A 13898-nucleotide genomic window follows, 5' to 3' on the forward strand; every position below is an offset into this window, starting at 1 on the left:
CCTTGGCCCCGGGTCGGATTGTCGTCAGAGTGCAGCCGACCAAGCCCAATGGCAAAGACGAACTGATGACCCCGAATATTGAGACCGACGCGCGCGCCAACCTGATCGGTAGCGCATGGATGATCGGAGCGATGGCATGTTTCGCACTGGAAGACGCGCTGCTGAAAGCAGCGGCGGTTGCCTTGCCCGTCTGGCAAATTCTTGTCCTGTTCGGATTGGGTGGCGCGGTCATTTTTGCCTGTGTCGCAATGACACGTGGCACGCGGCTGCTGCAACCGGATGTGCTGTCGCCTGCAATGAAGATCCGCGCGGTTTTCGAAATTCTTGGGCGGCTGTTCTACGTACTGGCCATTACATTGACGCCCTTGTCATCAGCTACTGTTATCCTGCAGGCCACCCCGCTTGTGGTCGTCGCCTGTGCCGCGCTTCTATTCGGAGAGACCGTTGGTTGGCGGCGGTGGAGCGCCATTCTCGTTGGCCTGATCGGCGTTGTGATCATCATCCAACCAACCGGAGACAGTTTCACCATCTTGTCTCTGTTGGCCGTGCTTGGGATGTTGGGATTTGCTGGTCGCGATCTGGCCAGTCGGGTCGCACCCGCCAGCCTTGGAACCGAAGTTTTAGGGTTCTATGGCTTTGTCAGCGTGTTTGTCGCCGGGTTTGCCTACAGCTTTTGGGAACAGGCCCCCATCGCGCCTGTGCCGTTGATCACAAGCCTGCATATCGCCGGAGCTGTGGGCCTTGGCGCAATCGCATATACATCCCTGATGAAGGCCATGCGAACCGGAGAGGTGTCCGCCGTCACGCCCTTCCGCTATTCCCGCCTGCTGTTCGGTGTTGCTTTGGGCGTGATCTTTTTCGGCGAGGATCTGGACCAGACAATGTGGATCGGTAGTGGTCTGATCGTGGCCTCCGGCCTCTACATCCTGTGGCGCGGGCGCAAGGTCTAGCCCTTGTCGTGGAAGAAATCATAAACTTTCTGCGCCAACCCGGCTGAGATCCCCTCGACCGCTTTCAAATCCGCCAGATTGGCCCGGCTAACAGCCTTGGCACTGCCGAAATGCGCCAGCAATGCCCGTTTGCGCGCAGCACCAACTCCGGGGATTTCGTCCAACGGCGTCGCGCCGACCGCTTTGGCCCGTTTGGCACGGTGAGTACCGATTGCAAACCGGTGCGCCTCGTCGCGCAGACGCTGAATAAAATACAGCACCGGGTCATTGCGTTTTAAGGCAAAGGGGCGCTGGCCGGTACGATGGAACTCTTCCTTGCCGTGATCGCGATCAACGCCCTTTGCAACACCCACCATAGGAATATCTTCGACCCCATGTTCCACCATGATCTCGCGCACAGCACTCACCTGCCCCGCGCCGCCGTCGATCAGTAACAGGTCGGGCCACAACCCCTTGTCACGATCCGGATCCTCTTTTTGCAGGCGAGTAAAGCGGCGGGTCAGAACCTCTTTCATCATACCAAAGTCGTCACCGGGGGTCAGGTCATCACCCCGAATGTTGAACTTTCGATAGGCGTTTTTCATGTACCCTTCTGGGCCTGCCACGATCATCCCACCAACGGCGTTGGTGCCCTGGATATGAGAGTTATCGTAAACCTCAATCCGGTTCGGTGGGCTGTCCAGATCAAACGCTTCGGCCACACCACGCAGCAGCTTGGCCTGCGTGGCACTTTCCGACATCCGACGGGCCAGGGATTCCCGCGCGTTGCGCAAGGCCCCAGCAATCAGTTCCTGTTTCTCACCGCGCTGAGGCACTAGGATTTCGACCTTGCGCCCTGCCTTCTCGCTCAGCGCCTCGTGCATTAGATCGGCATTTTCGACGGCGTCCGACAGGATCAGTTGCCGGGGCGGTTCCTTGTTGTCGTAGAACTGGCCAAGAAACGCCTCCATCACCTCTGCTGCGGACACATCCGCACCGACACGAGGATAGAAATCTTTGTTCCCCCAGTTCTGATTGGCGCGGATAAAGAACACCTGAACACAAGCCTGCCCGCTGTCCATATACAGGCCGATCACATCCGCCTCAGCCACACCGCGCGGATTGATACCCTGGGACGTCTGCACCTGCGTCAGCGCCCGGATGCGATCCCGTAGCCCGGCGGCGCGTTCGAACTCCATCGCCTCGGACGCGGCCATCATCTGTTCGGCCAGCTCTTCTTGCACTTTGGTCGACCGCCCCGACAGGAACCGCTCGGCATCTTTGACGCTTTCGCCGTATTCATCTTCCGAGATCAGGCCAACGCATGGCCCCGAGCACCGCTTGATCTGATAAAGCAGACAGGGCCGCGTGCGGCCGTCAAACATGGAATCCGAGCAATTGCGCAACAGAAACGCCTTTTGCAGCTGGTTCAACGTTCGATTGACCGCGCCAGCACTGGCGAAGGGGCCAAAATAGGTCCCCTTCTCTTTCTTCGCGCCACGGTGTTTTTTGATCTGCGGAAAGGAATGGTCCTTGGCGACCAGAATATTGGGAAAACTCTTATCGTCCCGCAGCAGCACGTTGTACTTGGGCTTGAGCTGCTTGATCAGGTTCTGCTCAAGCAGCAGCGCCTCGGTCTCGGTCCGCGTGGTCAGGAACATCATCGAGGCTGTCGCCGCGATCATCCGCTCAATCCGCCCCGAATGTCCCGGCCGCGCATAGTTCGACACCCGCGCTTTGAGGTTGCGCGCCTTGCCGACGTACAGCACCCGGCTGTCCGCATCCAACATCCGATACACACCGGGTGAGCTGTCCAGCGTCTTCACATACCGCAATATGCAGGCATAGCCGGTCAATTGAGTGTCAGGGGTCGAGTCGCTGTCTGTTGTCATTTGCCTGAGATATGATTCTCTGACCATGGCTGCAATCTTGTGGCCCCCAGATCAAGAGAAAACAAATCCACGGTTTCTGTGGATAAGTGTGAAGATAAGTTTCTGAGCGTGGCGAATTTCCCTTGATTCATTAAGGAATCCTTGATTTGCACAAAAAATAAGCAAATATTTAACTCATTGTTTTCATTGTATTTAATTTCATTCACAAGGCAAGTGTATGAAAAAAAAGACATTTTTGTAACGCGAAGGTAACAGAACCGAGAGCGGTGCAAAACTTGCAGCAGTTTTACTTATTCAAGCCCCAGAACATCCGGTGTTTTCCACCCCAGATGCTGACCTCCGTCGACGCACAATAGTTGGCCTGTGACCGCATGCGCATCCAGGAAATAACCCAAAGCCGCGGTGATATCGGATGGGTTTGACCCGCGCTCCAGCACCGTGTTCGCGCGCTGCGCATTGAAGTGTTCTTGGCTTTGCCGATGACCTTGCATCGTTGGACCAGGCCCGATCGCGTTAACCCGGATCGCTGGCGAAAGCGCCTGCGCCGAGGTGCGCGTCAAGGCCCACAGACCCATCTTGGCAATCGTATAGGTCATGAACTCTGGCGTGAGCTTGCGCACCCGCATATCCACCATGTTCACGATCAGCCCGGTGGCAACAGGCTCACCCGCCTCGTCCGTGCCCGGCTTCAGCCCCTGCGCGGCCATGGCCTGCGTCAGAACGAATGGCGCACGCAGGTTGCTGTCGAGATGCCGGTCCCAGCTTTGCCGCGTGGCGGATTGAAGGTTGTCGTATTCAAAGATCGATGCGTTGTTCACCAGACAGGTGATCGGTCCGCCCAGCGCCTCTGCCGCACGGGGCAGCAAGGTCAGGACCTGCGCCTCATCCAGCAGATCGGCGTGCAAGGCGACCGCCTTGCGCCCAAGCGCGTGCACCTCGGCTACGGTTTCGGCGGCAGGTTGTTCAGACGTCGCATAGTGCACTGCGACGTCATATCCCCGGTTTGCCAGATACAGGGCCATTGCCCGACCAAGACGAATACCTGCACCGGTCACCAACGCTCGGGCCATGGATTTCCCCCTATCTTCAGGTCACGCCAACAGCGAGACGATGTAGACGGCATACAGCAGCGTCAACACCAGACCCCAGCCGCGTGTGATATCTTGTTTCAAGAACACGAACGGGATCAACAGAAGCGATGCGCCCAGCATGACCCACAGATCGAAACGCAGGAATTCCGGGTCCACCGGGATACGTCCAAACAAAGTGGCGATACCGACGATGGCCAAAAGGTTGAACATGTTCGACCCGATCACGTTACCCAAGGCGACATCCGCTTGCCTACGTAAGGCCGCCATCACAGTCGTTGCCAGTTCCGGCAGGGATGTCCCAACTGCGATCAGCGTCAGTCCGATAATCGTTTCGCTGACGCCGTATGTGCGGGCAATGATCGTGGCGTTGTCGACCAATAGATGCGCACCCATCGGCAGGCCTATCAGGCCCAGGGCCAGATAGATCGATAGTTTCCAATAGGGCATGTCCGGATCGGCCTCTTCCAGACCTTCCAGCTCATCCTCTTCCGCGCAGGCTTCACCGCAGGCTTTGCGATGCGCGCGCGCATCGCGGAACGCGTTAAGCAGGACCAATCCCAAAGCAGCCAGCAAGATCGCACCACTGGCAATGTTGAACACGCCGCAAAATGCCAGGCCGATGAACAGCACCGTGGCCAGCAGCATGAAAACATAGTTTCTTCTGGTGTTGCATTCGCTGGTGTGCAGCGTGGCAAGCAAGGCTGGCAAACCCAGAACCAGCAAGATGTTTGCCGTGTTCGACCCGACCACGTTACCCAGCGCGATCCCCGGCGCGTTTTCCTTGATCGCACTGATCGCGATTAACAGCTCGGGGGCCGAGGTGCCAAAGGCCACAATGGTCAGGCTGACGATCAGGGCTGGTACACCCAGGCGCAGGCTCAGGTTCACTGCGCCGCGGACCAGAGCATCACCTGCGAGAAGCAAGATCAGCAAGCCGAGGCCGGATAACAGCCATGCCGTCATGTACGGCCTCCTTTTTCGCAGGAGCAAGGCCCCTTACCGATACTGAACCGTCCACAGCGCGAGCATCTTGCAGATTGCAACTTCTTCTGCCCCGGAAAGCGCAGTTTGCCGAACATCGCCAGGACACCCATGACAATCAGGAAAAGGGTGACAATCTTGACAATCACGTCACAAACCAAAGCGCGCGTAAGCCGCCCGCTCCTCAATTCCGGTTATGGCGTCTTGGGCAAGTGTGGAACCGAACCGCGACCAGAACGGTTTGCGCAGGCCATAGCGGCGGAACTTCACCTTGTCGCCGAACCGCTCCTGCAATTTCGGCCTCAGGTGCGCGACGCCGTCAATCAGGCCCAGTTCCTGCGCACGTCTGGCAAGCCAGACCTCGCCCGTGAACAGATCCGCACTTTGATCCAGCTTGTCACCGCGACGGGCTTTGACATGGTCAATGAAGTTCGCGTGGATATCACCCAGCAAGGCTTGCAGCCGCGCGACATCTTCTTCTTTCTCCGGCGAAAACGGGTCGAGCATTGATTTTGATTTACCCGCCGTATGTATGCGCCGCTCGATGCCTTGCCGCGCCAGAAGGACATGCGCGCCAAACCCAGCCGAAATCACGCCGATCGACCCCAGGACCGAGCTGTCATCCGCCCAGATTTCGTCGGCGGCAGCGGCCAGCCAGTAGCCGCCAGACGCTGCAACGTCTTCGACGAAGGCGATAACGGGGATCTCAAGCTCTTCCGACAGCCGCCGGATTCGCGACCCGATCAGAGAGCTTTGTACCGGCGATCCACCGGGCGAGTTGATCTCAAGCGCCACGGCCGCAGGTTTACCCTTGCGAAACGCCTTTTCCAGAACGGGGGCCAGCGAGGTGTCGTTCAACGATCCACGCCCCGCCATTCCGATGGCGCCGGACAGGCGAACCACGGCCACGAGGGGCTGCTTTTTGACAAATGGCAGGCTGAGCTTCATGGGTGCCGATGTAGAGTGCGGCTGGGTCCTAAACAAGGGACCCTTCGGGCCTTAGACGTGACGTGAACCAAATTCACACACATGGCGGGCAAAAATGCAACGCCCTAGCTGCGAATGCGCCAACCGGTTTTGAATATCCAGCCGATCACAGCCAGACAAGTCCCCGTGAAGACCAGAATCGCCAGCAGGCTGAAACCAATTGGCACATCCGCCAACCCGTAAAACGACCAGCGGAACCCGGAAATCAGGTAAACAACCGGGTTGAACAGGGTGATCGTCTGCCACACCGGCGGCAGCATCGAGATCGAATAGAACGTGCCGCCCAGAAAGATCAGTGGCGTGACAACCAGTTGGGGCACCAAAGATATCTGCTCAAAGTTGCTGGCCCATATCCCGACGATAAAGCCCAACAGCGAAAAACTGAGGCAGGACAGGATCAAGAACGCTGCCATCGCAAAGGGATGTTCGATGCGTATGTCCACGAAGAATGTGGCTGTCACAAGGATTACCAACCCGACAAATAGCGACTTAGTAGCGGCGGCTCCGACGTAACCTATTACGATCTCTATGAAATTTACTGGCGCCGACAACAGTTCGTAGATCGTACCAAGGAATTTCGGGAAGTAGATCCCGAAAGACGCGTTCGAGATTGCCAGCATCACAACGGACAACATGATAAGCCCCGGCACGATAAACGCGCCATAAGATACACCCTCGACCTCTTGGATGCGGCTGCCGATCGCAGTGCCGAAGACCACAAAATACAATGAGGTCGACAGGACCGGCGACAGAAAGCTCTGTGCCAGAGTGCGGAAGAACCGGGCCATTTCGAACCGGTAGATTGCAGCGATGGCAGACCAGTTCATGCAGGTTCTCCGGATACCAGGTTCACGAAAATCTCTTCCAGGCTCGACTGCCGGGTCTGAACGTCGCGCAGAACAAGCCCCGCCTGCGCCACGTCGTTCAGCAATGTGGTGATCCCAGTGCGGTCCGCGTGGGTGTCATAGGTATAGACCAGCGCATCGCCATTGCCGTTCAACGTCAGGTTATGCACAGCCAGACTGTCGGGAATGGCCTGGATAGGATCGGCCAGCATAACCTCGATCTGTTTCTTGCCCATCTGGGCCATCAGGGTGTTCTTGTCCTGGACGAGCCGCAGCTCACCCTTGTCGATCACACCTACCCTGTCGGCAATGGCTTCGGCCTCTTCGATGTAATGTGTCGTCAGGATGATGGTGACCCCGGCCTTTTTCAGCTCGGCCACGATCTCCCACATGTCCTTGCGCAGTTCGACATCTACGCCGGCGGTCGGCTCATCCAGGAAAAGAACGCGCGGCTCATGCGCCAGGGCCTTGGCAATCAGCACGCGGCGCTTCATGCCACCGGACAGTTCCTTGATCGCGTTTTTACGCTTGTCCCACAGAGACAGCTTGCGCAGGATCTCTTCGATCCGGGCATTGTCGCTGCCATATCCGAACAGGCCGCGAGAGAACCGGACCGTGTTCCAAACTTTCTCAAACGGCTCAAGCGCGATTTCCTGCGGCACCAGCCCGATCATCCGGCGCGCGGCACGAAATTCGGTCTGGATGTCATGCCCACCTACGGTAACGGTGCCCGAAGTCGGAGTGGTTATGCCACACACGGTGGAAATCAGCGTTGTCTTGCCAGCCCCATTTGGGCCCAGCAACGCCAGAATTTCGCCCTGCTCGATATCCAAGGACACCCCTTTGAGCGCCTCGAATCCGTCTGCATAGGACTTACGCAAATCCCTGATGGACAGAATAGTTGTCATACACATTCCCTGTTCTGGCGGGGACACTACCCCGACGGCCCGTCACAGAACAGGTCAATTCCGCACATTGTTCTGCGCTTTTTTGTGGGCGCGCGGCTGGATCAGGTCTGACTATGCTGCTGCAATTCGGCCACCCGTTTTTGTACAAGTTCGACATGCAACCGCGCATCGTACAGTCCTTGCCGATAGGCCGCGGGCAGCCGCAACGTTGCGAGGCGTTCATCTAGGGCGTTCAGATGCGCCTGCATCTCGCGCAGCTCGTTGACACCGGGATTGTTGGCCAGTTCCTCCTCAATTTCCCGGATTTCGGGGTAGTGCTGCCAAACCCGCCACCGCATCACGTAGGCATAGGCCATAGGCACAAGCCGGATCAGAGGCACCACAATGAAAAAGAACGGCAGCAACAGCAAAAGAACCCGGTTAATCTGTGCTGCGATCCAATAGGGCAGCCAATTATGCCATGTCGAAGGACCATCAACAATTAGCTGCCGGGCCGTATTGTTGATCGTCATCCCTGCACCTTCGAGGTTGGGGAATGCCCCCGGATCGGCGATAATTCCGCGGGCACTGTGCAATTCAATCGCCGCCATCGTCAGACGGTTGATCAGCGCAGGGTGCAAATCCGGTCGCACGACCAGGCGGGCTTCGATCGCTATCAACTCTACCGGTCGCGGCGGAAGAACTGGGTCCAACGACATTCCTCCCGCCGGAACTGTCACCACCGTCGCGTATTCCAACCGCCGCGAGATCGCCTGAACATGATCCAGCGCCAGCACGCGAAGCCCCGGCTCTGCATATGCGGCCTTCAGATAGGGAGCTTCGATGGGCGCAACATAGACGGCGATATCCAAATCTCCGTCCAACAAAGCGGCCGCGGCTTTTGCATAGGGGATTGAGAAATGTGTATTGTCCCCCTCATTCAAGCCGACCGCCTTTTCGAAATCCCGAAAAGCCGCAGCCGTACCTGAGCCTGGTGCGCCGCTGTTGATCCTCAAACCGGTCCACAAGGCGGGGTTTTTGGGGATAGTTGCGCCTTCGTTGACCAAAAAGATGATAGGTTCAAAAAACGCTGCCCCGACGGCCTCAGCCTTTTTTGGATCAACCCGGATACCGCCTTGTAGAAATGCAGCGTCGACATCGCCCGCACTAAGCAGTTCAGCATTTTCGACCGAACCAGCGGTATCCAGTATTTCCAGTTGAATATCATCGCGCGCCAGAATTGCGGCGTAGTCCCGCGCAACGGTTTCATAAGCGCCGCCTACTGGACCCGCCGCCAACATCATACTGCCAGGGGGATGCAGGCGCGAAAACACGCCTACCAACACCGCCAGCGCAACGGCGCCACCAAAAAGGAACCACAACCGCATCCGAGCCTCGCTCTCCATCCCGTTTGGAACGCTAAGGATCGCGTGACCATCTGGCAAGTCAGCAGAATCCGGGCTTGCAATCCCCGGGCATCCCCGAAAACCTGCGCAGAAAGGAGAGGGCTCATGCTCAGCGGAATACGGATCATTGAAATTGAAGGTTTGGGGCCAGGTCCATTCGCTGCCATGCTGCTGGCCGATCTGGGGGCGGACGTCATCACGATCCACCGCAAGGACCAGCCCGCCGTGCCGGGTATGCCCGAGCAATCCATCCTGGATCGCGGCAAACGCTCGATTGACTTAAATCTGAAGGATGCCGCCGATCTGGGCATCGCAAGGCGTCTGATCGCCTCGGCCGATGCGCTAATCGAAGGGTTCCGCCCCGGCGTGATGGAAAAACTGGGACTGGGTCCCGACACGTTCAACGCGTCGAACCCCAAACTGGTCTATGGTCGCATGACCGGATGGGGTCAGAACAGCCCGTTGTCCGAAACGGCCGGACACGATCTGAACTACATCTCATTGTCCGGGGCATTGTGGTATGCATCAGCAGCGGGCCAGCCCCCGCAGACCCCGGCGACCCTGGTCGGGGATATTGGCGGCGGTGCCATGTATTTAGTTGCCGGTATTCTTGCCGGGCTTCTCAATGCGCAGCGGACCGGACAGGGTACCGTGGTTGATGCCGCCATTTATGACGGATCGGCCCACATGATGAACTTGTTGATGAGTATGCGCCAAACCGGAAACCTGTCTGAAGCGCGCGGTCAAAGCCTGCTGGATGGCCCGCATTGGAGCCGCACTTACGCGTGCCTGGACGGGGGCTTCATGTCCGTTCAGTGTCTTGAGCCCAAGTTCTACGCCGAATTCCTGCAAAAACTGGGACTCACCAACGATACCGAATTCAAAAACCAATATGTTCCGGCACTTTGGCCCAAACTCACGCAACGGCTCACCGACTTATTCGCCAGCAAACCCCGCGCCCACTGGGCCGATATATTCCAAGGTTCCGACGCCTGCGTCGCGCCCGTACTCGACCCGGTCGAGGCGCAAGCCCATCCCATGAACGCCGCGCGCCGTACCTGGATCGACCATGACGGAACGCTGCAGGCTGCGGCCGCGCCCCGCTTTTCGACCGAGACATGGCAGCCCAAAACCAGCCCACGCCGAGGCGAACACAGGCAGGATATTCTGGATCAGCTGTCCACCAACGCGTCTCTTGATCCTTCACCTCGCTAAAATTTTCCCTGGGTGAGTTGGCCGAAATCCAAGAGGGGCTGGCCCCTCTACGCGTCCCGCCACGACCGCACCGTGTCGATCATCAGCTGAACATTATCGGGATCGGCATCGGGTGTGATCCCGTGGCCCAGATTAAAGATATGCGGTCCTTTCGAGAACGCCTCAACAATCTGACGCGTCTCATCCATCAGCGCCTGTCCGCCGGTCACCATGTGTGACGAGGCCAGATTGCCCTGAACGCAGCCATCCACCTGCACATGGTCGACCGCCCAATCCGGCGACACGGAGTTGTCCAGCGCAACGCAATCCACACCGGTGGTTCTGGCAAAACCTATGTAACCATCACCTGCCTCGCGCGGGAAACCGATCACCGGAATGTCCGGATGGCGCTGCTTGATGGCCTGCGTGATCACACGGCAAGGCTCGACCGCATATTTTTGAAAGGCATCGCCCTTCAGCGACCCGGCCCAGCTGTCGAAAATCTTTACCACCTCGGCCCCGGCCTCGATTTGGGCCGAGAGATATTCGATGGTGGCCAGCGTGATCCGCTCCAGTAGCGCTTCGAACAGGGCGGTGTTTTCCTCGCGCAGCGCATGAGCCGGTCCCTGATCTGGCGTGCCGCGACCGGCGATCATGTAGGTCGCAACCGTCCATGGCGCGCCTGCGAACCCGATAAGGGTGGTCTCAGATGGCAATTCTCGCGAAAGGATTCGGACAGTTTCGTACACCGGCGACAGGGTTTCATGGATATCCGATACCGGTTTCAGCGCATCGAAATCGGATTGCTGAGTGATCGTCGACAACCGCGGCCCCTCACCTGTGACAAACCACAGATCCGCACCCAGAGCTTGCGGCACCAACAGAATGTCAGCAAACAGGATAGCCGCGTCAAAGCCATAGCGGCGGATCGGCTGTAACGTCACCTCGGCCGCCAACTCGGGGTTATAACACAAAGACAAAAAGTCCCCGGCCTGCGCCCGGGTTGCGCGGTACTCCGGCAAATAACGCCCCGCCTGCCGCATCATCCAGATCGGTGGCACGTCCTGTACTTCGCCAGCCAGCGCCCGCAGCAGTTTCTTTGTCTCGGCCATCTTTGTCCCCACTCGTCTGGTTTGCGGCAAACGGGTCTGCCTTCGGCGTCAATTTGTCAAGGTCTGCCCCCATTGTCAGGGCAATGTGACGCGACTAAAGCTGTGCACATGACACTGACCCTGCCAACCCCCGCATCACCGCTCAAAATCGGCACTCGTGGCTCACCGCTGGCGCTGACGCAAGCTTATGAAACCCGAGAGCGACTTGGCAAAGCCTTTGATCTGCCCGAAGACGCGTTTGAGATTGTGGTGATCAAGACCACCGGTGACAACCGCGCCATGATTGATGCGGACCGCCCGCTGAAAGAGATTGGCAACAAGGGCCTGTTCACCAAGGAAATCGAAGAGGCGATGCTGCGCGGAGATATCGACATCGCGGTGCATTCAACCAAGGACATGCCGGTTGAACAGCCAAAAGGTCTGGTCCTGGACACGTTTCTGCCGCGCGAAGATGTGCGCGACGCCTTTATCTCACCCAGCCTGAGCTCGATCCGTGACCTCGCGCAGGGTGCAGTTGTGGGCACCTCATCGCTGCGGCGGCGGGCACAATTGTTGAACCGTCGCCCGGACCTGAACGTGGTCGAGTTTCGGGGCAATGTTCAAACGCGCCTTAAGAAGTTGGCAGATGGTGTGGCCGATTGCACGTTTCTGGCCATGGCCGGCATCCGGCGCCTGAATATGGAGGAGGTTCCCGCAACCGCCATCGCCGCCGAAGATATGCTGCCCGCCATCGCCCAAGGCACGATCGGCATCGAACGCCGTGGCGATGATTCCCGTGCGGCCGAAATGCTCGAGGCCATCCACCATGCTGAGACCGCGCAGCGATTGGCAGCAGAACGCGCATTACTGGCAGCTTTGGACGGCTCTTGCGAAACGCCGATCGCGGGTTTGGCAGAAATAAAAGGTGATCAACTACGCCTGCGCGGTGAGGTTTTGCGCCCCGATGGATCCGAATCCATATCCGAGGACACCTCAGGGTCGATCGCAGACGGCCCGGAAATAGGTCGCGCCATGGCAGAATCATTGCTGAAACAGGCAGGCCCAGGCTTTTTTGATTGGAAAAAATAAAAAAGTTTATGAAAAGTGAACTACTTCACTGAGACAGTGCCGTTGATGGCGCATAAAGTATTCATACCGGTTGTGAAGTCGGGTCGGTCTCGAAATAGTCGAAAGTTTTTTTAGTCCGTTCTCTTTTAAGTGGTATTCGAGGGGGCGAGACCAGACCCTGAAATCCAACCAGTTAGGGCCGCTGTCAGAAATGACAGCGGCCCGCTTAATTTTATGGCCTTTTGGACCTCAGGCTGCGCTGATCGCCTGAACCGCTTTCTCGACGGCCATCCGCGTCTGATCCAGATCTGCTTGGGTCACAGCCAGAGACGGATAGAGTTTGCCGGGGGCTTTGAAAATCCCATGTGCGCGCAGCGAATCGTTGTAGATGGCGTTACGGCGGGGGTCATCATGTTTGGCGCTGCGGTAGTCGCGACAGTCCGCATCGGTGAAATAGATGTCGAACAGCGTTTCGTCCCCGCAGATCTGATGCGGAATACCGGCCCCGGTCAGTGCATCCACCTGCATCTGCTGAAGCTCGGCACCGATTTCACGCAGACGGTTATACATGCCGTCGCGCCGCAAAACCTCCATTGTCTTCAAACCGGCAGCCGAGGCGACGGGGTTGCCCGACAGCGTGCCCAATTGCATCAGCCAGCCTTCCTCGCCTACTTTCGCTTTGTCAAAATGCTGCATGATCTCGGCGCTTGCGCCCAGCGCGGCCAAGGCGAAACCGCCGCCGATGATCTTGCCCAGTGTGCAGATATCGGGCGTTACGCCATATTTTTCCTGTGCACCGCCATAGGCCAAACGGAATCCAGTGACGATTTCATCGAAAATCAACAGGACATTGTGTTTGTCGCAGAGATCGCGCAATCCCTGAAGGTATCCGGGTGCCGGAGGGACAATTCGTTGCAACGGCTCAACCATGATCGCGGCAACGTCATCATGCTCGGCCAGCAGGTTGGCAACGGCTTCCAGATCATTGAAAGGCGCGATCAGCATCTGCTCGGCCACGCTGTCCGGAATGCCCGCGCTGTCCGGGACCGCCTGTGGGAAGTTGACGTGGCGGCTGGGGGCCAGACTCATCTGTGCCTCGGCGCTCATCCCGTGATAGCCGCCTTCGAATTTCAGGATCTTGCTACGGCCAGTAAAGGCACGGGCCAGGCGGATGGCGTACATATCCGCCTCACCACCCGCAGCGACAAAGCGGACCTGTTTGCAACACGGCACCGCGTCAACAATCGCTTCGGCCAGTTCGATACCCCGCGCGTTGTTGGCAAAGAAAGTCATACCCTTGGGCAGCTGTTCCAGCACGGCTTCTATGACTTCGGGGTGACCATGGCCCAGCAACATCGGGCCCGAACCGATCAGGTAGTCCACATATTCGTTGCCATCCTCATCCCAGACACGGCTGCCCTCGCCGCGTGCGATGACGATACCGGGATCGAAATTACCAAACCCACCGGCGGGCAGTACCTCATTCGCGCGGGCGATCCATTCGGATTGGGTGTTGATTTTCAGCAT

The 13898-nt window shown here is 57.9% G+C and carries 12 protein-coding genes; 3 read left to right on the top strand and 9 right to left on the bottom strand.

Annotation, left to right across the window (positions count from 1 at the left end; all coding sequences use genetic code 11):
* Positions 1–65 precede the first annotated feature (65 nt).
* Positions 66–950: a DMT family transporter gene (locus RUA4292_RS18205; protein ID WP_058278919.1), complete on the top strand. Its 885-nt coding sequence runs from the start codon at positions 66–68 to the stop codon at positions 948–950.
* Here RUA4292_RS18205 and uvrC read toward each other — a convergent pair.
* From uvrC to RUA4292_RS18245, 7 genes are all read right to left on the bottom strand, one after another.
* The gene (uvrC, locus tag RUA4292_RS18210) at positions 947–2821 is read right to left on the bottom strand and encodes an excinuclease ABC subunit UvrC (protein WP_058278871.1); all 1875 of its coding nucleotides are present in this window, start codon (positions 2819–2821) and stop codon (positions 947–949) included. The genes RUA4292_RS18205 and uvrC overlap by 4 nt on opposite strands.
* Positions 2822–3111: 290 nt before the next feature.
* On the bottom strand, positions 3112–3891 hold the full coding sequence (locus tag RUA4292_RS18215; RefSeq protein ID WP_058278872.1) for an SDR family oxidoreductase: 780 nt from the start codon (positions 3889–3891) through the stop codon (positions 3112–3114).
* Positions 3892–3912: 21 nt separating this feature from the next.
* Complete coding sequence (locus RUA4292_RS18220) at positions 3913–4875, bottom strand: calcium/sodium antiporter (RefSeq protein ID WP_058278873.1); 963 nt, start codon at positions 4873–4875, stop codon at positions 3913–3915.
* 168 nt (positions 4876–5043) lie between these two features.
* Positions 5044–5841, bottom strand: a complete 798-nt coding sequence (locus RUA4292_RS18230) for a S49 family peptidase (RefSeq protein ID WP_058278875.1) — start codon at positions 5839–5841, stop codon at positions 5044–5046.
* Positions 5842–5945: 104 nt separating this feature from the next.
* Positions 5946–6707: an ABC transporter permease gene (locus tag RUA4292_RS18235; protein ID WP_058273631.1), complete on the bottom strand. Its 762-nt coding sequence runs from the start codon at positions 6705–6707 to the stop codon at positions 5946–5948.
* Positions 6704–7633: an ABC transporter ATP-binding protein gene (locus tag RUA4292_RS18240; RefSeq protein ID WP_058273632.1), complete on the bottom strand. Its 930-nt coding sequence runs from the start codon at positions 7631–7633 to the stop codon at positions 6704–6706. Before RUA4292_RS18240 ends, RUA4292_RS18235 begins: the two co-directional genes overlap by 4 nt.
* 101 nt (positions 7634–7734) lie before the next feature.
* Entirely contained in the window at positions 7735–9057 is a 1323-nt protein-coding gene (locus RUA4292_RS18245; protein WP_145975013.1) for a TAXI family TRAP transporter solute-binding subunit, read from the bottom strand.
* Positions 9058–9123: 66 nt separating this feature from the next.
* Here RUA4292_RS18245 and RUA4292_RS18250 point away from each other — a divergent pair, with 66 nt between their 5' ends.
* Complete coding sequence (locus RUA4292_RS18250; protein ID WP_058278877.1) at positions 9124–10233, top strand: CaiB/BaiF CoA transferase family protein; 1110 nt, start codon at positions 9124–9126, stop codon at positions 10231–10233.
* Positions 10234–10280: 47 nt separating this feature from the next.
* On the opposite strand, the gene hemE is transcribed toward RUA4292_RS18250, so the two are convergent.
* Positions 10281–11324 (bottom strand): uroporphyrinogen decarboxylase, encoded by a 1044-nt coding sequence (gene hemE / locus RUA4292_RS18255; protein WP_058278878.1) that lies wholly within the window; start codon positions 11322–11324, stop codon positions 10281–10283.
* Positions 11325–11432: 108 nt separating this feature from the next.
* Here hemE and hemC point away from each other — a divergent pair, with 108 nt between their 5' ends.
* Positions 11433–12392 (top strand): hydroxymethylbilane synthase, encoded by a 960-nt coding sequence (gene hemC / locus RUA4292_RS18260; protein WP_058278879.1) that lies wholly within the window; start codon positions 11433–11435, stop codon positions 12390–12392.
* A gap of 228 nt (positions 12393–12620) precedes the next feature.
* Here hemC and RUA4292_RS18265 read toward each other — a convergent pair whose 3' ends face one another.
* A complete protein-coding gene (locus RUA4292_RS18265) occupies positions 12621–13898 on the bottom strand; it encodes an aspartate aminotransferase family protein (RefSeq protein ID WP_058278880.1) in 1278 nt (425 codons plus the stop codon).

Source organism: Ruegeria atlantica, from assembly GCF_001458195.1.
In the GTDB taxonomy this organism is placed as follows: Bacteria; Pseudomonadota; Alphaproteobacteria; order Rhodobacterales; family Rhodobacteraceae; genus Ruegeria; species Ruegeria atlantica.

What these genes read in the sequence shown, in the direction of transcription:
- RUA4292_RS18230 (WP_058278875.1), bottom strand. Translation starts at nt 5,841, where the DNA reads ATGAAGCTCAGCCTGCCATTTGTCAAAAAGCAGCCCCTCGTGGCCGTG.
- RUA4292_RS18205 (WP_058278919.1), top strand. Translation starts at nt 66, where the DNA reads ATGACCCCGAATATTGAGACCGACGCGCGCGCCAACCTGATCGGTAGC.
- hemC (WP_058278879.1), top strand. Translation starts at nt 11,433, where the DNA reads ATGACACTGACCCTGCCAACCCCCGCATCACCGCTCAAAATCGGCACT.
- uvrC (WP_058278871.1), bottom strand. Translation starts at nt 2,821, where the DNA reads ATGACAACAGACAGCGACTCGACCCCTGACACTCAATTGACCGGCTAT.
- RUA4292_RS18220 (WP_058278873.1), bottom strand. Translation starts at nt 4,875, where the DNA reads ATGACGGCATGGCTGTTATCCGGCCTCGGCTTGCTGATCTTGCTTCTC.
- RUA4292_RS18240 (WP_058273632.1), bottom strand. Translation starts at nt 7,633, where the DNA reads ATGACAACTATTCTGTCCATCAGGGATTTGCGTAAGTCCTATGCAGAC.
- RUA4292_RS18235 (WP_058273631.1), bottom strand. Translation starts at nt 6,707, where the DNA reads ATGAACTGGTCTGCCATCGCTGCAATCTACCGGTTCGAAATGGCCCGG.
- hemE (WP_058278878.1), bottom strand. Translation starts at nt 11,324, where the DNA reads ATGGCCGAGACAAAGAAACTGCTGCGGGCGCTGGCTGGCGAAGTACAG.
- RUA4292_RS18250 (WP_058278877.1), top strand. Translation starts at nt 9,124, where the DNA reads ATGCTCAGCGGAATACGGATCATTGAAATTGAAGGTTTGGGGCCAGGT.
- RUA4292_RS18215 (WP_058278872.1), bottom strand. Translation starts at nt 3,891, where the DNA reads ATGGCCCGAGCGTTGGTGACCGGTGCAGGTATTCGTCTTGGTCGGGCA.
- RUA4292_RS18265 (WP_058278880.1), bottom strand. Translation starts at nt 13,898, where the DNA reads ATGCTGAAAATCAACACCCAATCCGAATGGATCGCCCGCGCGAATGAG.